Raw genomic sequence first — 18939 nt, 5'->3', positions numbered from 1 at the left:
AATTAAGACGCACTTTTACGGGCTGTTTCCTGCGGCGGCAGAATTTTCTTCGCCTGGCGGGGTTCTACCAAGGGCGGTCCGGCGCCGTGCCAGTGCCGTTGTCCAGGTATTCTTCCCGTTCGCGCCCGCTGTTCCGCTCCCGCTGGGCCTGCCGTGAATTCTCCTGGAGCCGGTCCAGCTGGCTTTGCTGTGCAGCCGCTGACCCGTCCTGCGGGGATTCATTTCCCGGCGCATCCTCCGGGTCCTCCGGCCGTCCGGCGGCGCCAAGCTTTCCTTCCAGCCGTTCCCGCGCTTCGGCCAACCTCCTGTCCGCTCCTGCTGCCGCGTCCGGGGACAGGCAGCCTTCCGGTGCCTGCCCGGCGGTTGCCAGTGCTTCGTTGAAAAGCGGAACGGCCGACGACGGGTCCCCGGCCTGGAGCCGCTGGTCGCCCAGGCGTTCGGTCACCAGGACAAGGTTCACCAGGACCAGGCATTCATCGCCGGCTCCGTCCGGGACCAGTCCCAGCGCCTGTTCGAACAGGGCCTTCGCCTCCCCATAGTCACCTGCCAGCACCGCGGCGTCACCGGCAGCGAACGGCGCCTTGTGCGGTTCCACCAGGTTGGCCAGGCCAAGGCCCTCTGCTGCGGAATCCACGGCGGGCGCATTCCCTGCCGCAAAACCGGTCGCGGCACGGTCCGCAAGAACATTGAGGCTCAGGAGTTTGGCGGCGACGCACAGCAGCAGCATTACGGGCACCGCCGACCAGAGGAGCAGGCGTTTCCTGCGGGCCCTGGCAGTCACCGGTCCCCTCCGCTGCGGCGCATGCGGGGCAACCCGCACAGCTGCCGGACGATGCCCACCGCCTCCGGCAGGGCCAGCAGGAAGGCGCCGGCGGCGAAGATCCAGTACAGCTCGGCTGCGGCCGCCGTCGGGCCGTCTCCATCCGCACGTTCCACCCTGCCGGGGCGTGCCTGCTGCATCATGTCCCCCACGGGATCGCCGGCGGCGCGGTGGACGTAGGGCACGCCGAGCTGGCCGGCGATGGTCCGCAGCCTCCCCTCGTCGATGACCGACAGTGCGTCTCCGCTGGTGCCGGCGCGGTTGTCCTGGACATACGTGCCGCCGTCGTCCTCCTGCCCTGAGTTGTCCTGTCCTTTGTTCTCCTGTCCGGTGATCTTCTGTCCGCTGTTCTCCTTCATCCGGCCGCCCGCCGCCGTCCCGTAGCCCAGCACCGCTCCCCCGGCCACCAGGCCGCCGTCGAATGTCATTGCCCCGGGTTCCCTGCCGCTGGTCTGTTCGCCGTCGCCCAGGTAATACACCAGCCGGGGCCGGCCCGGATGGCCGTCCCTGGCGGCGGCCAATTGCTCTGCGAGCACCTGCCTCGCCGCGGTGATGCTGCTGCCTTTGGCGTACGCAGTCACCTGGGGTTCCAGGACATCCGTGATGGTCTCGAGTGCCAGCGTATCCGTGCTGAGGGGCATGCGGACGTGGGCGGTGGTGTCGAACGTGATGACTGAAAAGCGGGCGCCGGGCAACTGCCCGGCGATGGCCATGATGTCCTTCCGGACGCCTTCCAGCCGCGGGCTGCCGTTGCCGTAGTCCTCGGCCACCATGCTGGTGGTGGTGTCCACCACGAAGAACACGTTGAGGTCGGCGGCGGCAGCCTGGACCGATCCGCCGGGCAGGCCGGGCCGCAGGGCGGCTGCCATGACCAGCAGCACCACGGCGCCCCGCCGCAGCCACCCCCTGCTGCCGCGGCGGCCCCGCTGCAGCCGCCACAGGACTGCGCACAGGGCCAGGGCGGACAACAGCCCAGCAGCCAGCGGCAGGTCAGGTACCTCCGAGAACACAGCACGCGGCGCGCCCTGGATGGCCGCCGTTTCAGTTCTCTCCACGGCGGTGACTATTCCGGCCACGGCAGCAGGGCTGTCCAGGGCGTAATACGAGCCGCCCGTGGACTCCGCTGCCGCCCGGAGCTGGGCACCGGGCTGGCCGGTCCCGCTGCCATAGTCCAGGTCCCCCGGGTTCAGCGCGTGGACGTGCACCGATCGGTCCTTGGCCAGCCGCGCCGCCTGGTCCAGGGTCATGATCGGTTCACCGGAGAGCAAGTTGTCCGTGGCCAGCACCACCGACCGCGAGCGCCGGGGAGCGTTGCTTCCCGCAGCGTCGGAGCCGGGAAAGCTGTTGATGCACGATGCCAGGCCGTCGCCTATCAGTGACGAACCCCTGCCGCTCCATGTGCCGTCGAAGAATCCGGAGCTGCCCTGCTTGCCGTCGAACGCGTCCCTCGCGAGGTGGAGCTGCTCCTGGGCGTAGTGGTAGTCGTCGGTCAGTGGAAAGACCTGGATGGCGGTGCTGTCAAAGATGGTCAGGCCGATCCGTTCACCGTCGAACTCCCGTGCCAGGCCGGCAAAGACGTCCGCCACTGCCGCGTCGGCACTGCTCATCGATCCGGAGGTGTCCAGGCAGAGCATGATGTCGCGGTTGTGCTGCTCCGGACGGAGGGTGGACACGTCAAGGGGGCGGGCCGCCGCAACCGCAGTGGAAACCAGCAGCACGCCGCAGGCGGCACCGGCCAGGACCAGCCACCGCCGGTGCCGGCGAAGGGCTGCCTGGTATTCGGGCAGCGCGGTCAGCCTGTCGGCGTGGGCAACCGGCCGCCGTCGTCCGTTGGACAACCGGTTGCTGCGCAAGGCAGCCCATACCGCCGCTCCTGCGGCAGCGGCCGCAACCGGCAGCAGCCACCAGAACATCAGCTCCACGAGCGCACCGCCGCCGAAGCTTTTGCTGCGGACACGCTCACGGACTGCAGCGGACCGGGGCCGAATTCAGCGGGGTACAGAGCTTGGACGACGTCGGCCGCCGCCGGGAGCGGGTGGCGCGCCAAATCGTGGTGCGTCATCCTGGTGGCGTCCACTCCGGTTGCATCGCGGACGAACCCGCGCAGCAGCAGGCTGAGCTGCTGGTGCGCTCCGCGTGCCTCGAGATGCCCGGCCGCCGCTGCCTCCTCCACCTCGTTGATGCGCTGAAGGTACGCGGCTTTGAGGGCCGGCAGGTCGGTCAGGGCGGACCTGCCGGGCTTGGAGCTGCGCTGCGCTGAGCGTTCCGCCTTGCGGGTGGAGGCAAACACGTAGGCGTACCACCCGGCCACCAGTGCCAGCAGTGCTGCGCCGCACCACAGCCAGGCGGGGCTGTACTGCAGCGGGCCATAGAATCCGGGATCAGCCTGCACGCCGGTGCCTCTCCAGCAGGGCGAAGAGACCCGTGATGACGTCTCCGCTGCCTGCCACCTCCCCCTCAGTAATCCCCGCGGCCCGGAGCATGGCCCTGCGCGCCGCGTCGCGCTCTGCGGTGGCCCTGGTGTAAGCGGCCTTCACCGCGGCGGACGCAGCAGGCTGCCATGGCAGCAGGGCGGAATCGGCCACGCTGCAGTAGTCCACCTCCGCGCTTGGAACCTGACCGGTCAGGGGATATGGTGCCAGGTCTGCGTCCCTGACGGTCAGCCAGAGGATCTCGTGCTGGGCGCGCCGCCTGCGGAGGAGTTGGGCCATGGCATCGTCTGCGGCAATCTCGTCCGCGACGACGAACAGCAGGTGGCGTCCCTTGATGGTGCGCGCCGTGTACTCGAGCTGTTCCTGGATCCGGCTGGGCGCCGCGTCGAGGCTCGTGTGGGAGTCCACGTGCCCCAGCAGCCGCTCCAGGTGGGCCTCGCCGCCCTTTGCGGGCAGGGAACGCGTGGCCGTTGAATCACCGCAGACGAGCCCCACCAGGTCCCCGTGCCGGTGGGCCAGGTAGCCAAGGACCCCCAGGGCGAGCACGGCAATGTCCTTCTTCGCCTCCCCTGACCGGGCCTCCGCCGCCATGTTGCGCCCGGTATCGGTGACCAGGAGGACAGTCTGCCGGCGGACGGCGGCGTAGCGCCTGATCAGGGGTGAGCCGTGGCGCGCGGTGGCCTTCCAGTCAATGTCGCGCACTTCGTCCCCGGGCACATAGCCGCGCAGGTCATCGAAGTCCAGGCTGCGGCCCTTGAACACCGAACCGTATTCGCCGTCGAGCATGCCGCGGGCTTTGCGGTGGGCGAAGATGGCCATCTTCGATTTCACCCGCTGGAGGAGGCCGGCCATAGGGGTTCAGGGAGTCTGGACAGCGGCGACGACCGCATCGATTACCGATTCCACCGGAACCTGTTGGGCCACCGCGTCAAAGTTCAGGATCAGGCGGTGCCGCAGCACCCGATGGGCCAGCGCCTTGACGTCCTCGGGAATGACGTGGTCGCGGCCGTTCAGCAGTGCCACGGCGCGGGCGGCCTGGCTGAAGGCGATGCTCGCACGGGGGCTGGCGCCGAACTCGATGAACCCGGCGAGCCGGGCGTCAATGTACTGGGCCGCGTTCCGTGTCACGTACACCAGGCCCACAATGTAGTTGATCACCGCCGGGTCAATGTAGATGCGCCTGGTCAGTTCCTGGATCTCCAGGATGGCATCAAGGGAAGCGGCCGCCGCCGGTTTCTGTTCCGGCGTGAAGACGCCGGCGTCGATCCGGGCGATGATCTGCGCCTCTTCCGCAGGACTGGGGTAGTCCAGGACGTCCTTGAGCATGAAGCGGTCCATCTGGGCCTCGGGCAGCTGGTATGTACCCTCGTGCTCGATGGGGTTCTGCGTTGCCAGGACCAGGAACGGCGACGGGAGGCGGTAGTCCTGGCCGCCGATGGACGTCTGGCGTTCCTGCATCGCCTCCAGCATGGCGCTTTGGGTTTTGGCGCTGGACCGGTTGATTTCATCGAGCAGGACGATGTTGGCGTGGACCGGCCCCAGCTGGGTGCGGAACGTTCCCTTGGCGGCGTCGTAGATCTGGGTTCCCACAATGTCGCTGGGCAGCAGGTCGGGGGTGCACTGGATCCGGCGGAATTCGGCGCTGACGGCTTCGGCCAGCGTTTGGGCCGCAGTGGTTTTGGCCAGTCCCGGTACGCTCTCAAGCAGGATGTGGCCGCCGGTCAGCAGGCCCACCAGCAGCGATTCCCGCAGCCGGGACTGGCCCACCACCTTGGCATCGAAACTGCGTGCGACGCCGGCGGCCACCTGCTGCGCCCTGGCCAGCTCCGCAGGCTGGATTCTTGCGGGCACGCTGGTCGAAAGCACTGGATCTCCCCCTGAAGACGGTGATGGGCGCGCGGTCCGGAAGGCCGTGTCCCGCCCGCCATCCTATCCAAGCCCGGCGCCCGGAACCCGGCAATGGGCACCCCTCCCCATGCGGGGTTTGCAGGTCTATCCTTTTGCCATGATCGAGCTTCCAGCCACCTACAAGGAATACCTCGCCGACAAGAGCCAGATGTTCATCGATACGGTCCGGCCTGTCCTGATGCAGTCTGCGGCGGAAAAGCTGCACGGTGTCCGGGTGGTGTACAACCCGGGCTCCACCGGGCACCAGGCCCACCTCGACGACACCCTGCCGTTCGGCGTGGTCTTTGAGGACATCGACTAACCCCTGACTGCGCCCGCAAGGGCCAGCGAGTTGCCGGAGCCGCGTGCCACGAAGACGTAGAGGGCCAGGACCGGGACCGAATAGAGGATCGAGAATGCGGCCAGCTGGCCGTAGGCCACTGCCCCGTGCTGGCCGAAGAAGCTGAAGATCGACACTGCCGCCGGCTGCCGGCCCTCGGACAGCAGGAGTACGAACGGAACGAAGAAGTTCCCCCAGGCCTGGATGAACACAAAGATGAACACCACACCCAGGCCCGGGCGCATAAGCGGAAGCACGATCGATCGCAGGGCGGCCAGCCTGGAGGCGCCGTCCACCCAGGCCGCCTCCTCCAGGGCCAGAGGCACGGCGTCCATGAAGTTCCTGGTCATCCAGATCGCCATCGGCAGGCTGGTGGCGGCCAGGAAAAGCACCGTGGCGGGCAGGGAATCCAGCAGGTGCAGCTGCACGAACAGTCCGTAGACCGGCACCATGATGGCGGTAACGGGAAGGCAGGTGCCAAACAGGATGCCGTACAGGAACGGCTTGTTGAACCTGGACTGGTAGCGGGAGAGCGGGTACGCCGCAAGCACGGCCGCCGCCAGGGTAACCGTTCCGGTCCCCGCGGACAGCAGCAGGCTGTTCCACAGCGGACGAAACAGCAGTTCGGGGGTCAGGACGGCAGCAAAATTGTCCAGGCCGGGCTGCTGCGGAACCCTGGTGCCGTGTCCGGCGGCCGGATCCACGGAACCGAACACCAGCCACAACAACGGCAGCAGGAAGCAGGCGCCAATCAGCACCAGGACCGCGTCCGCCCACGCGTTGCCCCGGGTACGGCCGCGCCTGGGCTGCACTCGGCGTGGACGGCTGGGGCTGGGCTGGCCGGGCTGTTGCTGCGGGAGCCGCCGTCCCGCCCATTTCGGTGCAGTCACGGCTTCTGCTCACTGAGGAGGCGGAGATAGGCTGCGCCAAAGACGGCGCCGATCAGGATGAGGACGGACGCTACGGCGGTGCCGTAGCCGATGTCACCGAATTTGAAGGCTTCCTGGTAGGCCAGGACAGGCAGCGTGGTGCTGCCGTTGGCCGGTCCGCCCGCAGTCATGACCCAAATCAGGGTGAAGACAGCCAGGGTCTGCAGGGTAACCAGCATCAGGTTGGTGGCGATGCTGCCGCGGATCACCGGCAGCGTGATGAACGCCAGCCGCTGCCAGGCACCGGCCCCGTCCATGTGCGCGGCCTCGGTCAGCTCTGCCGGGACGCCGTTGAGCGCTGCCCGGTACACCAGCATGGAAAAGGCGGTCCCGCGCCACACGTTTGCCAGGATCACGGCGGCCATGGGCACGGTGTAGAGCCAGTCGGTTTCCCCCGCACCGAAGCGGCCCAGCAATTGGTTAAGCGTGCCGTCGCGGCTGAAGAAGGCATAGGCGGCGAACGCGGCAACGATTTCCGGCAGGACCCAGGCGGCCACGACGGCGGTGCCAACAGTTGCCGAGACCATCGGACGTGCGCGGCGCATGAGGACGGCGAGGGCCAGTCCCAGCACATTCTGGCCCAGGACTGCCGAGCCTGCGACAAACAGGACCGTCAGCGCCAGCGAGAGCGGGAAGACGGGGTCCTCCAGCAGCCGCTGGTAGTTCTCCAGCCCCACCCATTGTGGGTTCCTTGCGTTGCGGCCGGTCAGTCCGGCGTTGGTGAGCGAGGCGTGGAAGGCCCACAGTACCGGGCCGGCCAGGAAGACGAGCAGCAGCAGGACGGCAGGCAGGACGGGCAGGTAGCGGAGCAGCTGCCGTGTCCGGTGGTGGGCCGCCAACGCTACTTCCGGACGGTCTTGTCGCCGCCCACGATGCCGGCCACGGCTGTGTCATAGTCGGCCGCTGCCTGTTCAGGGCTCCTGCTGCCGGTGATCACGGCCTCGGTGGCTTCCTGGACGGCAGCGGAAATCCGCGGATAGTCGGAGGTGGCAGGCCGGAATTTGGTGACGGCCACCAGGCCGGACACGTCCTTCACGAACGGGTTGGCGGACTGGTAGGCGGGGTCGGCGGCCACGTCGGTCCGGACGGCGATCTGTGAGCTGGCCACCGTGAAGGCCAGCGAGTTCTTGGCATTGAGTGCCGTGGTGAGGAAGTTGAAGGCAAGGTCGGGCTGCTTGGTTTCCGCCCCGACGGCAAGGGTCCACCCGCCGGACATGCTGACCGCGCCGGGGGCGCCGCCGTTCTGCGTCGGGAACGGGGCCACGCCCATGTCCTGTTCGTAGCCCGGCCACGCGTAGCTTCCGCCGGCCTGCCAGAACGACGGCGCGTAGGAGCCTTCCACGGTCGCCCCGAGCTTTGCTTTCGGGAACCATTCACCGAACACCTTCTTCCAGATGTTCGGGTCCAGCGCCTCGGCCGGGGCCACTGCGAGGTTCTCGCCGTAAAGGGTCTTGAGGAAGGTCAGCGAGTCCTTGAAGCCGGCAGACCCAACGACCCACTTTTTCGAATCCGTGTCATAGAGGCTTGCCCCGGTTCCATAGAGGAGCTCATAGAAGCCCTGCATCACGGTCCCTTCACCTGTGCCCTTGCCGGCATACATGTTGAAGGGGATGACGTCCGGGTTGGATGCCTTGATCTTCCTTGCGGTGTCCAGGATGTCCTGCCAGCTGGACGGGCGCCACGGCAACCCAATGCCGGCGGCCGCAAAGACCTTTTTGTTGTACCAGATGGCCCTGGTGTCGGTGCCCAGCGGCACCGCGTACGTGCCGCCGTCGTCCGCTTTCCCGGCCTCCTTGGCGCCGTCGCTGAACTTGTCCCAGTCACCCCATCCGGCCAGCCGGCTGTCCAGCTTCAGGAGGTACCCGGCGTCCACGTCGGAGCGGACCTTGAAGGTGTCTTCGTAGAAGACGTCCGGAGCAGTGGCAGGCGAGCGAAGGGCCAGGGCCAGCTTTGTGCCGTAGTCGTCGTCGTTCGCCTGGATGGGCTGCAGTTCGATGGTGACGCCCTGGTGTGCGGCTTCGAACTCTTTTTTCGCATCCTGGAACATGGTGTCCAGGGTCTTGAACGAATCCGTTTTCTGGTAGGCCACCTTGATGGTCTTGTTTCCCTCGGCTGGGTTTCCGGGAGTGCAGGCCGCAAGGGCAAGGACCACGGCGGCCAGCAGGGAGACGGTTTTCGATGTCCGGCGAAGCATGCTGTTCCTCAGCTTTCCAGCAGGAGCCGTTGGGCCCGGGGCGCGAGGGTATGTTCCAGGACCAGCGAGGCGGCGCCGATGGCTCCCACGTCCTCCCCGACGCCCGTGCCAACAACCTCGATGGGGTGGATCAGCCTGACGTCGCTGTTGGCATCCAGGAGTGGCGGAATCAGCTCCAGGTAGCGCTCCGCCAGTCCGCTCCAGAAGGGGCCGCCGAAAACGACGCGTTCCACGTCGAGGGTGTTGGTGACAACGGAGACCGCCCGGGCCACCAGGACGGCGGATTTGTCCAGGATGGCAGCGGCGCGTTCGTCCCCGCCGTCGGCGAGTGCGCACAGCCGGGCGAAGCTTTGCTGGACTTCGGCGCCGCTGTTACCCGCGCGGGATCCGTCCAGGATGCCCGCTGCTTCCGCCTCCGCCACCAGGACCTGCGGGATGCAGGAGGATTTCACGCAGCCGCGCAGGCCGCAGTCGCAGGGTGGGCCGTCGGGATCGACGATGATGTGTCCTATCTCCCCGGCGTTGCCGGACGTGCCGCGGACCACTTCGTCGTTCAGGACGATGCCGCAGCCGATGCCTGTGCCCATATACATGAAGACGAAGCTGCCGGCGCCGCTGGGCCCGCCTGCCCATGTCTCCGCCACGGCGGCGCTGGTGACGTCCTTGTCAACGAGTACCGAGTAACCGGTGGCCCCGGCCAGCGCTTCGCGCAGCTCCACCCTGTCCCAGCCGGGCAGCAGTGGTGGATCCACGACCGTGCCGTTGTCCAGGTCGATGGGGCCGGGCGCAGCCACGCCCAGGCCGGCGATGCGGCTGCGGTCCACGCCGGAATCGGCGACGAGCTGGTCGATTTCCGCAGCGATGGTGCTGATCACGGCGGAGGGATCGTTTCCGCCAGGGGTTTTGATCCGCGAGTGCCGGACAACAGATCCCACCAGGTCCAGCACCACGAACGTGGTGACTGCGGGGTCCAGGTGGACACCAAGGGCGTACATGCCGCCGGGATTGAGGCGGAGGATGGTGCGCGGCTTGCCCGGGCCGGTACCCTCCTTGCCGGCCTCGACAATCAGGTTCTGGTCCAGCAGGCGGCGCGAGATGTTCGAAATGGTCTGCGGGGACAGGCCCACGATCTGGGCCAGTTCAACGCGGCTCAGGCCACCGGACGTCCTGCGGATTGCGTCAAGGATGACGGTGAGGTTGAAATCCCCCATCCTGGGCAAGTTGGTTCCGCGTCTCGGAGAGGATTGGCGGATCTCAGACACTGTGTCCCCTAAACGTCTTCGGCTACCTCGTGATGGTGATGCTTTGAATCGTACGTTAAGGGTGGTCCCCCGCCCATATGCGCGGGCGGCGGCGCGGCGCGGCACCCGCGGTTCCCGGCGGTGGACCCCCGGTGGCCGGGCGCGTTCCAGTCAGAGGGGGCGGCGGCTGCTTCGGGTGACGGTGAACTTGGGGTTCCGCCCCTCCACCACGGTGGGCCCCACGTACCGTTCCAACGCCGGCAGGTAGGCGAGGTGCCGGTTGAAGACCGTCCACAGCTCGCCGCCGGGAGCCAGCACCCGCCCGGCTGCCTGGATCATCTTGAGGCCGGCACCGGCGTGGACGCCCGCACCGACGTGGAAGGGCGGGTTGAGCAGCACGGTGTCCACGGCGGCGTCCGGGAAGGTGCTCAGCGCATCGTCCTGCAGAACGCTGATGCGGTCTGCCAGGCCGTTTGCGCGGGCGGTGGCAAGGGCGGACTGCACTGCGGCCGCGGACTGGTCGGTGGCTGTCACGGCGGCTCCCGGGAACTGCCGCGCGTACATCGCGGCAAGGATTCCGGTACCGCAGCCGAGGTCGACGGCGTGCCGTGCCGGTTTCATCCGGGGCAGGAACGCCAGGAGGAAACGCGTGCCGATGTCCAGCCTGGGGCCGGCAAAGACTGCGCCGTGGGCTGCCACGTCCAGGTCCAGGCCGGCAAGGTGCTCCAACACCGGGAAGCGGGGCGCCGCGGTGGAGGGTTTGGGGCCCGCGGCAAGGAGGACCCGGGACTTTTGCCGGGCGAGCTGCGGCTGCACCGAAACGAAGTACCGTTCAAGGACGGCGTTCATGCCCAGCGACATGTGCTTCACCCGGCCTCCTGCCAGCAGCTGGACGTCCGGTGCGGCATGCAGGGCCACGGCGGCAGCGATTTCTTCCAGTTCCGCGAGGGTTTTGGGGAGCTGCAGCAGGATGGTGTCTGCTCCCGCCAGCAGCTGGTGCCCCAGGGGCAGCTGGACAAACTCCGCCCCGGGCCCGTCCCCCAGTTCGGCCGCGTTGAGCCGCAGTGCCCTTTCCCCTGTGATCAGGTCCTGGTGCACGCGCAGCGCCGCCGGGGCAAGCACTGCCGAGGCGCCGAGCGTCAGGGCCCCGTAGCGGTCATTGATCACCGCCACGGTACCGCCGGCCCGCCCCAGCTGCACTGCGGTCTCCAGCAGCAGCCGGTCCGTGGCATCCCAGGCCTGCAGGTTGGGGGCTTCGACATCGGGCCGCCGGCGCAGGACGTTGAAAATGTCCGCCAGGGTGTTTGCTGCCACCGGTGTCCTGCCGCCTTCTGTTGCCTTCGTTCGCCCCGCGTCCCGGGGCATCACCCCCACGTTACCGTTTTCGCCGCCGTCGCCATTCCAGGCAGCTTCAGGATCCCGGTCACTGCCGCGCGGCCCGCACGGTTGGCGCCAATGGTGGACGACGACGGCCCGTAACCTACCAGGTGGACGCGCGGCTCGGCCGCCACCCGGGTTCCGTCCATGGCGATTCCGCCGCCGGGCCCGCGCAGGTGAAGCGGGGCGAGGTGTTCCAGTTCCGCCCTGAAGCCGGTGGCCCACAGGATGACGTCGGCCTTGCGGAGGCTTCCGTCGGCGCGGCGGACGCCGTCCGGTTCGATGGACGTGAACATCGGCTCCCGGTCGAGGGCGCCCCTTCCCCTGGCCGCGCGGAGGGCTGGTGTCCAGATGAGGCCCGTCACGGACACGACGCTTTGCGGCGGAAGTCCCTGCCGGACACGGTCCTCCACGAGCGCCACGGCCTCGTGGCCCGCTGTGGCATCGAACGGCGCGTCGCGCCACACCGGTTCCCTTCGGGTGAACCAGCTGGTGGTGGTGACGCGGGAAATTTCTTCCAGCAGCCCGACGGCGGAAATGCCGCCACCCACCACCACCACATGTTTGCCGCGGAACTCCTCCGCGGAGACGTAGTCGGCGACGTGCAGTTGCCTGCCGCGGAACGAGGACTGGCCCGGGTAAATGGGCCAGAACGGGCGGGTCCACGTACCGGTGGCGTTGATGATGGCCCTGGCCGTCCAGTCCCCGCGTGTGGTTTCGACCCGCAAGCGCCCGGCCGGGTCATCATCTTCGCGCCTGACGGCCCGTACCTTGACGGGCCGGAGAACGGACAGACCCAGCTCAGCCTCGTAGCTTCCGAAGTACCGGGTCAGGAATTCCGAGCTCGGTTCCGCCGGATCCACCTCCGGTTTGGCGATGCCCGGCAGATCGCTGATTCCGTTGACCGTGGCCATGCGCAGGCTCCTCCAGCGGTGCCGCCATGCACCGCCCGGCCCTTCCTCGGCGTCCAGCACGGCATAATCAATTCCCCGGCGCTGCAGGTGGTAGGCAGCCGAGAGGCCGGCTTGGCCCGCCCCGATGACCACCACGTCGGTTGGGTCAGGACTCACCTGCCCATGATAGTCGCGGAAGCCAACACGGCCTTAGGGTAGGCGCATGGAAACTGGAGCAGCCGAACGGACAGGAAACGGAAGCACCGGGCACGCTGCCCGGCTGGAAAAGGCCCTGGGGGTGGTGCTGGGGACCGGGCAGATCCCGTTGCGCCTGCGCGCGTGGGACGGCTCGGAAGCGGGACCCGTGGACGCACCCGTCCTGGAGTTCAGGTCCCGAAAGGCTCTGCGCCGCATTCTGTGGTCGCCGGGACAGCTGGGACTGAGCCGCGCCTACGTGGCAGGTGAAATCGACACCCCGGGGGACATCTTCGCGGCGTTCACGGCATTGAGCTCGGCCGGCAAGTTCGCCGAGCCCGGGCCGTTCCGCCCGCTGACCGCAGGCGAGCTCTGGCTGCTGTTGCGCACCGCGGTCCGGCTCGGCGCCATCGGGCCCAACCCTGCCCCGCCACCGGAGGAGGCGCGCATTGCCAAAAAGGGCAGGATGCATTCCCGCCGCCGGGATTCGGCCGCCATCTCGCATCATTACGACGTCGGCAACGACTTCTACGCCCTGGTGCTGGGACCATCGATGGTCTATTCCTGCGCGGTATGGGCCGCCGGCGGCGCCGAAGCCCCCGGGAGTGGCCCTGACTCGGGGCTGGACGCCGCTCAGGAGGCCAAGCTGGACCTGGTCTGCCGCAAGCTGGGGCTTCAACCGGGGATGCGGGTGCTGGATGTGGGCTGCGGCTGGGGCAGCTTCGCCCTCCACGCTGCCGCCAGGTACGGCGTCAGCGTAGTGGGCGTGACGCTCTCCAGGGAACAGGCCGCCCTGGCCCGCAAGCGTGCAGCGGACGCCGGCCTGACGGACAAAGTGGACATCCGGGTCCAGGATTACCGGGATGTCAGCGACGGGCCATTCGACGCCATCAGTTCCATCGGCATGTCCGAACACGTCGGGCGCGCCCAGACCCCCGCCTACGCCTCGGCCCTCTACGGGTTGCTCCGGCCCGGCGGGCGGCTGCTGAACCACGCCATCTCCTGGAACGCCGGCCCCACCAGCCCGGACCCGGACTCATTCATTCCCCGGTACGTGTTCCCCGACGGGGAGATGATCAGCCTCGGCGAAATGGTGGCCGCCCTGGAAACGGCGCGGTTCGAAGTCCTCGACGTGGAGGCCCTCCGCCGGCACTACGCGCTCACGCTCCGGGCATGGGTAAGCCGGCTTGAGGAAAACTGGGACGAGGCGGTGAAGCTGGCCGGTGCGGGACGCGCCCGGGTGTGGCGGCTCTACATGGCCAGCAGCGCCATTGGCTTCGAAACCGGGCTGACCGGAGTCAACCAGGTGCTGGTGCGCCGCCCGGGTGGAGAGGAACCGCCGCTGCGGCGCACCGCCTGGATGTGAGGCTGGCGGACCCCGTTTTACTCCCGCCAACACTCCACGTACAGCGCCCTCCTGCCGGGACGTAACCCGGCAGGAGGGCGGCCTAATCCCGGGGAGGACCCGGGCTTCCTTCAGGCCACCGGCGGAGGTCCGCCTGGCCGGGTGAAAGGCTGGATTTTCTCGATCTGGACCACCTTCGGGTCTGTCTCGTCGGCGGCGTAATCCGTGGGCCGGGTGAGGTCCTCCCCCGTGCGGACCTTCAGGGCCCGCAGCACCAGGGTCAGGACGGCGGCGACAATCAGGTTCAGCGCGAACGCGGACACCGCGATGTAAACGGTGAAGTCCGTCCCGGGGATGGGGGCCAAAGAGCCGCCAAAATGGGCCTTGGTCGCCGGATTGACCACGTTGTATGCGGAGATTGTTCCGAAGATGATGCCCACCGCCCAGCCGACAAGCAGCGCCCAGCGGTCGAACCACCGGGTGTACAGGCCGGCCACCACGGCCGGGAAGGTCTGCAGGATCCAGATGCCGCCCAGCAGCTGCATGTTGATGGCCGCGGACTGGTCCATGGCGATCACGAAGACCAGTGCGCCCACCTTCACCACCAGCGAGACGATCTTGGAAACCTTCGCCTCTGTCCTGGCATCGACGTCAGGCCGGATGAAGTCGCGGTAGATGTTTCGGGTGAACATGTTGGCCGCCGCAATGGACATGATCGCCGCGGGGACAAGCGCCCCGATGGCGATGGCAGCCAGGGCCACCCCCGCAAACCAGGCCGGGAAATGGTCAAGGAACAGCTGCGGTACCACCAACTGCGGATTGACCGATCCGTCCAGGTCGATGGGCTTGGTGCCCGCCTTGATGGCCACGAAACCCAGCAGGGCCAGGAAACCAAGCATCAGCGAGTACAGGGGCAGGATGGCGGCGTTGCGGCGGATGGTATTGCGGGCCTTGGATGCCAGCACCGCCGTCACGGAGTGGGGATACATGAAGAGCGCCATGGCCGAACCCAGTGCCAGTGACCAGTAGGCGGAGTAGTTGGCAGCACCCGGAATGAAGACCCCTGCGGGCTTTCCGGTGGCCTGGTTCACCGTGCCCAGTTTGGCCTGTGCCGAACTGAAGATGGTGTCCCAGCCGCCGAACTTGATGGGCAGGTAGATGACGGCCACGATCACCGCAAGGTAGATCAGGAGGTCCTTGACGACGGCAATCATCGCCGGCGCGCGGAGTCCCGATGTGTAGGTGTACGCGGCCAGGACCACGAAGGCCAGGATCAGCGGCAGGTCGGTCAGGAGCACATTGCCTGAGCTGCCCAGGCCAAGGACCGTGAGGACGGCCTTGATGCCTACCAGCTGCAGCGCGATGTAGGGCATGGTGGCCACGATGCCCGTGACGGCGACGGCCAGCGAAAGCCAGCGGCTGCCGTAGCGGCCGCCCACGAAGTCCGCTGAGGTGACGTAGCCATGGCGGTGGGACACCGACCACAAACGGCTCATGATGATGAAGATGATCGGATAGAGGACGATGGTGTAGGGCACGGCAAAGAAGCCGCTGACGGCGCCCGTGGCCCACATCGCTGCGGGCACTGCCACGAAGGTGTAGGCGGTGTAGAGGTCCCCGCCCAGCAGGAACCAAGTGATCCAGGTGCCGAATCCGCGGCCGCCCAGGCCCCACTCGTCCAGGCTGTGCAGTCCTTCCACCTCTCCGCTGCGGCGCCATTTGGCGGCCAGGAAGCCCATGACGGCAACAACGACGAACAGCAGCACAACAATGATCAAGGCAATCCAGTTGATCTCGCGCCCGTTCATGGCCGGTCCCCTCCCAACCCGGCATCGGCGGAGGCTGTGCCTGCCCGTGGCGGGCCGCCTGGACGTGCCTCAGCCCGCCGTCGTCGGTCTTCCTTGGTTACCAGCCAATAGGCCGTGCCGGTCAGGATGGCCGAAATGGGCACCCAGAGCAGCTGGTACCAGTAAAAGAACGGCAGCCCGGCCAGCCTGGGCGCATCGAAGGAGTAGAGCTGCGGCATGAGGGGGAAGAGGATGGCGGCGGCCAGGATGATGCCGGCACCGATGTATGGAGCGGGCCTCGCAGGCCCCCGGATCGCGGTATCGCGTGTCAGGCGCGATTCCTCTGGAACAGCATCGCCGTTGTAGCCGGAACCATCTGCGTGGGACATCTGTGACCTCCTCGTCAGCCTGTCCCGCGTCCCCGCTCTTGGGTGAAAGCGGCCGGGCGGCGGGACGATGTGCCCTCAACCTCAGTTGTACCCCGCTTTGACCTGCGCGGGAAGGGTTTTTCCACCGGCTGCAGGTCCCCATCCGGAGAGAAAAGGACCAGGCCCCCAACAACGACGAAAAAGGGAACCAGCACAAATGTGATGGTTCCCTTTTCCGAGTATCGGTGGAGCTGAGGGGACTCGAACCCCTGACCCCCTGCATGCCATGCAGGTGCGCTACCAGCTGCGCCACAGCCCCGTACTCTTGTTCCTTCCGGTCGAATTCGCCGGAGCAACCTGACCAGAGTAATGCACTTTTCCGCTGGACGCCAATCGGCGGTCAACGGCCCCGGAACCGCGCTCCTCCGCCGCGCAGTCCTGCAGGCATTCAGCCGTCGTCAGCTGCGCGGGAACGGCTGGAAACGAAAAAGTCCGCCGGAACCAGGATGGTTCCGGCGGACCCGCCGGTGGAGCTGAGGGGACTCGAACCCCTGACCCCCTGCATGCCATGCAGGTGCGCTACCAGCTGCGCCACAGCCCCGGATTGTTGCTGCTCCAAGGAGCTCTCTCCGGGGTCTCCCCCGAAGCAACTCAAATATCTTAGAACAGCAATTCCGAAAATTCCAAATCGGGAATATTCACTCTCCGCACACGTTCACGGCGCGGGCGCGGCCTACTCGCTGTCGGCTATTGCGCCGGCTTTGGCGGATGCGTCGTCCCCGAGCTGCAGGTCCACCACGGGGCAATCCTTCCAGAGCCGCTCCAGTGCGTAGAACACCCGGTCCTCCTCATGCTGGACGTGGATGACGACGTCGGCGTAGTCCAGCAGGACCCACCGGCCGCCGGAACGGCCCTCGCGGCGCACCGGCCGCAGGTCCTGTTTGGCAAGTTCTTCCTCGATGCCGTCAACGATGGCGTTGACCTGGCGTTCGCTGGGTGCCGAGGCGATGAGGAAGACGTCGGCCAGGGCCAGGCGTTCACTCACGTCCATGGCGACGATGTCCTGCGCAATCTTGTCGGCGGCGGCCTTGGCGGCCGTACGGGCTATTGCAATGGACGATTCTGTTGCAGTCACGGGACTCCTTGTTTGGTGAAAAGTTGATGCCGGTGCGGTCAGCGGGACATGCCGCTGACGATCAGGATGATGCCGGCAATGAGGGCCAGGATCCCGAACGCGAGGATGCAGAACTGAAGGATGCGGTTCCGCCGCGCCCTTGTCAGGCCGGCCGTTGCGGCGTCCAGGGGGTCAAGGCCATGGGCGGCGCGGGCAGGGACGCGGGGAAGATCCTCGAAGAGATCCTCTGAGGGGTTCTCCGTCTGGTTGTCCGGGAGCGATACCCGTTTGGGACGGCTGGCGGCTTTGGCCGCTGCCTCGGCACGGGCTATGACCTGGGACCTGCCGGTGGCGGATTCGGGCTCTGGCGCCTTGGGGCGGTTGGCAGGTTTGCGTTTTCCCGGAACTTTGGTGCCGGGCCTGGTGGTGACCGGGACATGCGAGGTTGCCGGCGGCTTCATCACCGGACGTTCGACGCCGGGCACCTGGACGAACTCGAGCGGCGTCACCATCGCCAGGTTGTTGGCGGTGGACGGGCCGGGCTTGTCTTTGGCGGCGGCTTCCCTGGCCGGGGCGGGAGGATTCCCCGCCTGTTCGGCGAGCTTCTGCCGGGCCATTGCCCTGCGGTTCAGGACCGCGGCCCGCTCCGCCAGGGCGATCTGTTCGGCCAGGATCTCCGGATCGACGGCCTCCGGATCCACAGACGCGATGTGCTCCATTTTGGCGATCTGGTTCCTGGCCTGCGCGGCGATCAGCGCCCGCGCTTCCAGTGCCTGTTCCACCGTCATCCCCTCCGGGGCGCCTCCTGGAGCCGGTGCAGGACGTTCAGCGGCGGCAGCGGGCGCCGATTTCGCCGGGGCACCAGTTTTTACCGGCGCGCCGGTGTTCGCTGCAGGGGCCGGGGCAGCAGTGTCCGCTCCTGACGACGCGGTGGGGGCGGGCGCAGCGGCTGGTGGCACAATCGGATTGGCGGCCGTCAGTGCCTGCTCTTTGAGTTGCTGCAACCGCAGCTGGCGCCGGGTGGGCGGTCCCCCGGCAGCAAGCTGGCCTTCCTTTTCCTCAAGTTCCTTGATGGTGCGAAGCGCGGCCCGGTCGCGGGCGCGGATCTGGGACGAACGCTGGGTGGGCGTCTGGTCTTCAGGCGTCCGGTCGGCAGGCGTGTCGGCGGGGGCCGGCGGAGTTGTTACTGCGGAGCGGGAGCGGGCCGTCGCATCCTGTCCCGCCGGTGCGGGTGCGCCGTCGGCCGGCCGGTTCGCGGCAGGCGGGCGCTGCCCGGTGGCGGGCGGGGTGGCCTGTTGGGCGTCCCTGGCCTTCCGGAGTTCCCGGCGGCTGCGGATTGGGGGCTGTTCCTGACTCATTGAGAACTCATTCAGTACTGGCTGGTTCGCGTGCTTCGGAAGTTATTTCATCCGCGCTTGCAGGCGGCGGGTCCGAATACAGGCCGTACTTGGCGATGTATTGGACCACCCCGTCGGGGACCAGGTACCAGACCGGGTTGTTCGCTGCCACACGGGCCCGGCAGTCCGTTGACGAAATGGCCATGGCCGGAACTTCCAGGAGGCTGACGTCGTCGCGGCCCATCCCGTCCAGGACGTGCCCGGGACGTGTCACGCCCACGAAGTGGGCCAGCGACCACAGCTCGTCAATGTCCTTCCAGGACAAAATCTGCGCCAGGGCGTCCGCGCCGGTGATGAAGAAAAGGTCGGCATCAGGGCGCTGGGCCCGGAGGTCGCGGAGGGTGTCGATGGTGTAGGTGGGACCCGGACGGTCAACGTCGACACGGCTGACGGTGAAGCGCGGATTGGATGCCGTGGCGATGACGGTCATCAGGTAGCGGTGTTCGGGCTCGCTGACCTGTTTATGGGACTTTTGCCATGGCTGCCCGGTGGGGACGAAGACCACCTCGTCGAGGTCGAACTCCGCCGCGACTTCGCTGGCCGCGACAAGGTGGCCGTGGTGGATGGGATCGAATGTCCCGCCCATCACGCCAAGCCGCAGCCGCCCCCGGGCACCATTG

General features: G+C 67.5%; 18 protein-coding genes and 2 tRNA genes. 2 read left to right on the top strand and 18 right to left on the bottom strand.

Going from position 1 to position 18939, the window contains the following annotated elements; translation table 11 throughout:
* Positions 1 to 64: 64 nt before the first annotated feature.
* From AC3ANU_RS11205 to AC3ANU_RS11185, 5 genes are read right to left on the bottom strand one after another with little or no spacing between them, the layout of a single operon-like run.
* A complete protein-coding gene (locus tag AC3ANU_RS11205) occupies positions 65 to 781 on the bottom strand; it encodes a hypothetical protein (protein ID WP_488314538.1) in 717 nt (238 codons plus the stop codon).
* Entirely contained in the window at positions 778 to 2733 is a 1956-nt protein-coding gene (locus AC3ANU_RS11200) for a vWA domain-containing protein (RefSeq protein ID WP_056390635.1), read from the bottom strand. Before AC3ANU_RS11200 ends, AC3ANU_RS11205 begins: the two co-directional genes overlap by 4 nt.
* A complete protein-coding gene (locus AC3ANU_RS11195; RefSeq protein WP_488314537.1) occupies positions 2733 to 3212 on the bottom strand; it encodes a hypothetical protein in 480 nt (159 codons plus the stop codon). The genes AC3ANU_RS11200 and AC3ANU_RS11195 overlap by 1 nt, the downstream gene beginning before the upstream one ends.
* Positions 3202 to 4104: a DUF58 domain-containing protein gene (locus AC3ANU_RS11190; protein ID WP_488314536.1), complete on the bottom strand. Its 903-nt coding sequence runs from the start codon at positions 4102 to 4104 to the stop codon at positions 3202 to 3204. Before AC3ANU_RS11190 ends, AC3ANU_RS11195 begins: the two co-directional genes overlap by 11 nt.
* A 6-nt stretch (positions 4105 to 4110) precedes the next feature.
* On the bottom strand, positions 4111 to 5118 hold the full coding sequence (locus AC3ANU_RS11185) for an AAA family ATPase (protein ID WP_478223295.1): 1008 nt from the start codon (positions 5116 to 5118) through the stop codon (positions 4111 to 4113).
* 109 nt (positions 5119 to 5227) lie between these two features.
* On the opposite strand from AC3ANU_RS11185, the gene AC3ANU_RS11180 reads away from it, so the two are divergent.
* On the top strand, positions 5228 to 5461 hold the full coding sequence (locus tag AC3ANU_RS11180) for a hypothetical protein (protein WP_018769446.1): 234 nt from the start codon (positions 5228 to 5230) through the stop codon (positions 5459 to 5461).
* Here the strand turns inward: AC3ANU_RS11180 and AC3ANU_RS11175 are convergent.
* The 6 genes from AC3ANU_RS11175 to AC3ANU_RS11150 form a co-directional block, all read right to left on the bottom strand.
* Complete coding sequence (locus AC3ANU_RS11175; protein ID WP_018769447.1) at positions 5458 to 6291, bottom strand: carbohydrate ABC transporter permease; 834 nt, start codon at positions 6289 to 6291, stop codon at positions 5458 to 5460. The genes AC3ANU_RS11180 and AC3ANU_RS11175 overlap by 4 nt on opposite strands.
* Positions 6292 to 6365: 74 nt before the next feature.
* Complete coding sequence (locus AC3ANU_RS11170) at positions 6366 to 7247, bottom strand: carbohydrate ABC transporter permease (protein WP_134164662.1); 882 nt, start codon at positions 7245 to 7247, stop codon at positions 6366 to 6368.
* A gap of 2 nt (positions 7248 to 7249) precedes the next feature.
* The gene (locus AC3ANU_RS11165) at positions 7250 to 8602 is read right to left on the bottom strand and encodes an extracellular solute-binding protein (RefSeq protein ID WP_018769449.1); all 1353 of its coding nucleotides are present in this window, start codon (positions 8600 to 8602) and stop codon (positions 7250 to 7252) included.
* A gap of 8 nt (positions 8603 to 8610) precedes the next feature.
* Positions 8611 to 9813 (bottom strand): ROK family transcriptional regulator, encoded by a 1203-nt coding sequence (locus tag AC3ANU_RS11160; RefSeq protein WP_134164661.1) that lies wholly within the window; start codon positions 9811 to 9813, stop codon positions 8611 to 8613.
* Positions 9814 to 10014: 201 nt separating this feature from the next.
* The gene (locus tag AC3ANU_RS11155; protein WP_056390644.1) at positions 10015 to 11157 is read right to left on the bottom strand and encodes a class I SAM-dependent methyltransferase; all 1143 of its coding nucleotides are present in this window, start codon (positions 11155 to 11157) and stop codon (positions 10015 to 10017) included.
* Between the two features lie 50 nt (positions 11158 to 11207).
* Positions 11208 to 12290, bottom strand: coding sequence for an FAD-dependent oxidoreductase (locus AC3ANU_RS11150; RefSeq protein WP_134164660.1), 1083 nt, complete (start codon positions 12288 to 12290; stop codon positions 11208 to 11210).
* 46 nt (positions 12291 to 12336) lie between these two features.
* On the opposite strand from AC3ANU_RS11150, the gene AC3ANU_RS11145 reads away from it, so the two are divergent.
* Positions 12337 to 13674, top strand: coding sequence for a class I SAM-dependent methyltransferase (locus tag AC3ANU_RS11145; protein ID WP_018769453.1), 1338 nt, complete (start codon positions 12337 to 12339; stop codon positions 13672 to 13674).
* A 110-nt stretch (positions 13675 to 13784) separates the two neighbouring features.
* Here the strand turns inward: AC3ANU_RS11145 and mctP are convergent, their stop codons facing one another.
* The 7 genes from mctP to nadD form a co-directional block, all read right to left on the bottom strand.
* The gene (mctP, locus tag AC3ANU_RS11140) at positions 13785 to 15461 is read right to left on the bottom strand and encodes a monocarboxylate uptake permease MctP (protein WP_018769454.1); all 1677 of its coding nucleotides are present in this window, start codon (positions 15459 to 15461) and stop codon (positions 13785 to 13787) included.
* A complete protein-coding gene (locus tag AC3ANU_RS11135) occupies positions 15458 to 15829 on the bottom strand; it encodes a DUF3311 domain-containing protein (protein ID WP_018769455.1) in 372 nt (123 codons plus the stop codon). Before AC3ANU_RS11135 ends, mctP begins: the two co-directional genes overlap by 4 nt.
* A 225-nt stretch (positions 15830 to 16054) precedes the next feature.
* A tRNA-Ala gene (locus AC3ANU_RS11130) sits at positions 16055 to 16127 on the bottom strand.
* Positions 16128 to 16336: 209 nt separating this feature from the next.
* A tRNA-Ala gene (locus AC3ANU_RS11125) sits at positions 16337 to 16409 on the bottom strand.
* A gap of 132 nt (positions 16410 to 16541) precedes the next feature.
* On the bottom strand, positions 16542 to 16943 hold the full coding sequence (gene rsfS, locus AC3ANU_RS11120; RefSeq protein ID WP_018769456.1) for a ribosome silencing factor: 402 nt from the start codon (positions 16941 to 16943) through the stop codon (positions 16542 to 16544).
* Between the two features lie 38 nt (positions 16944 to 16981).
* The gene (locus AC3ANU_RS11115) at positions 16982 to 18280 is read right to left on the bottom strand and encodes a hypothetical protein (protein ID WP_488314535.1); all 1299 of its coding nucleotides are present in this window, start codon (positions 18278 to 18280) and stop codon (positions 16982 to 16984) included.
* Positions 18281 to 18287: 7 nt separating this feature from the next.
* The gene (gene nadD / locus AC3ANU_RS11110; RefSeq protein ID WP_056390652.1) at positions 18288 to 18905 is read right to left on the bottom strand and encodes a nicotinate-nucleotide adenylyltransferase; all 618 of its coding nucleotides are present in this window, start codon (positions 18903 to 18905) and stop codon (positions 18288 to 18290) included.
* Between the last annotated feature and the right edge of the window lie 34 nt (positions 18906 to 18939).

It is taken from the genome of Arthrobacter sp. SDR-2R (assembly GCF_057747955.1).
The sequence above is the reverse complement of the archived record's forward strand: the minus strand, read 5'-3'. Positions and strand labels throughout refer to the sequence as shown.

What these genes read in the sequence shown, in the direction of transcription:
- mctP (WP_018769454.1), bottom strand. Translation starts at nt 15,461, where the DNA reads ATGAACGGGCGCGAGATCAACTGGATTGCCTTGATCATTGTTGTGCTG.
- nadD (WP_056390652.1), bottom strand. Translation starts at nt 18,905, where the DNA reads ATGGGCGGGACATTCGATCCCATCCACCACGGCCACCTTGTCGCGGCC.
- AC3ANU_RS11190 (WP_488314536.1), bottom strand. Translation starts at nt 4,104, where the DNA reads ATGGCCGGCCTCCTCCAGCGGGTGAAATCGAAGATGGCCATCTTCGCC.
- AC3ANU_RS11200 (WP_056390635.1), bottom strand. Translation starts at nt 2,733, where the DNA reads ATGTTCTGGTGGCTGCTGCCGGTTGCGGCCGCTGCCGCAGGAGCGGCG.
- AC3ANU_RS11145 (WP_018769453.1), top strand. Translation starts at nt 12,337, where the DNA reads ATGGAAACTGGAGCAGCCGAACGGACAGGAAACGGAAGCACCGGGCAC.
- AC3ANU_RS11160 (WP_134164661.1), bottom strand. Translation starts at nt 9,813, where the DNA reads ATGGGGGATTTCAACCTCACCGTCATCCTTGACGCAATCCGCAGGACG.
- AC3ANU_RS11180 (WP_018769446.1), top strand. Translation starts at nt 5,228, where the DNA reads ATGCGGGGTTTGCAGGTCTATCCTTTTGCCATGATCGAGCTTCCAGCC.
- AC3ANU_RS11165 (WP_018769449.1), bottom strand. Translation starts at nt 8,602, where the DNA reads ATGCTTCGCCGGACATCGAAAACCGTCTCCCTGCTGGCCGCCGTGGTC.
- AC3ANU_RS11115 (WP_488314535.1), bottom strand. Translation starts at nt 18,280, where the DNA reads ATGAGTCAGGAACAGCCCCCAATCCGCAGCCGCCGGGAACTCCGGAAG.
- AC3ANU_RS11135 (WP_018769455.1), bottom strand. Translation starts at nt 15,829, where the DNA reads ATGTCCCACGCAGATGGTTCCGGCTACAACGGCGATGCTGTTCCAGAG.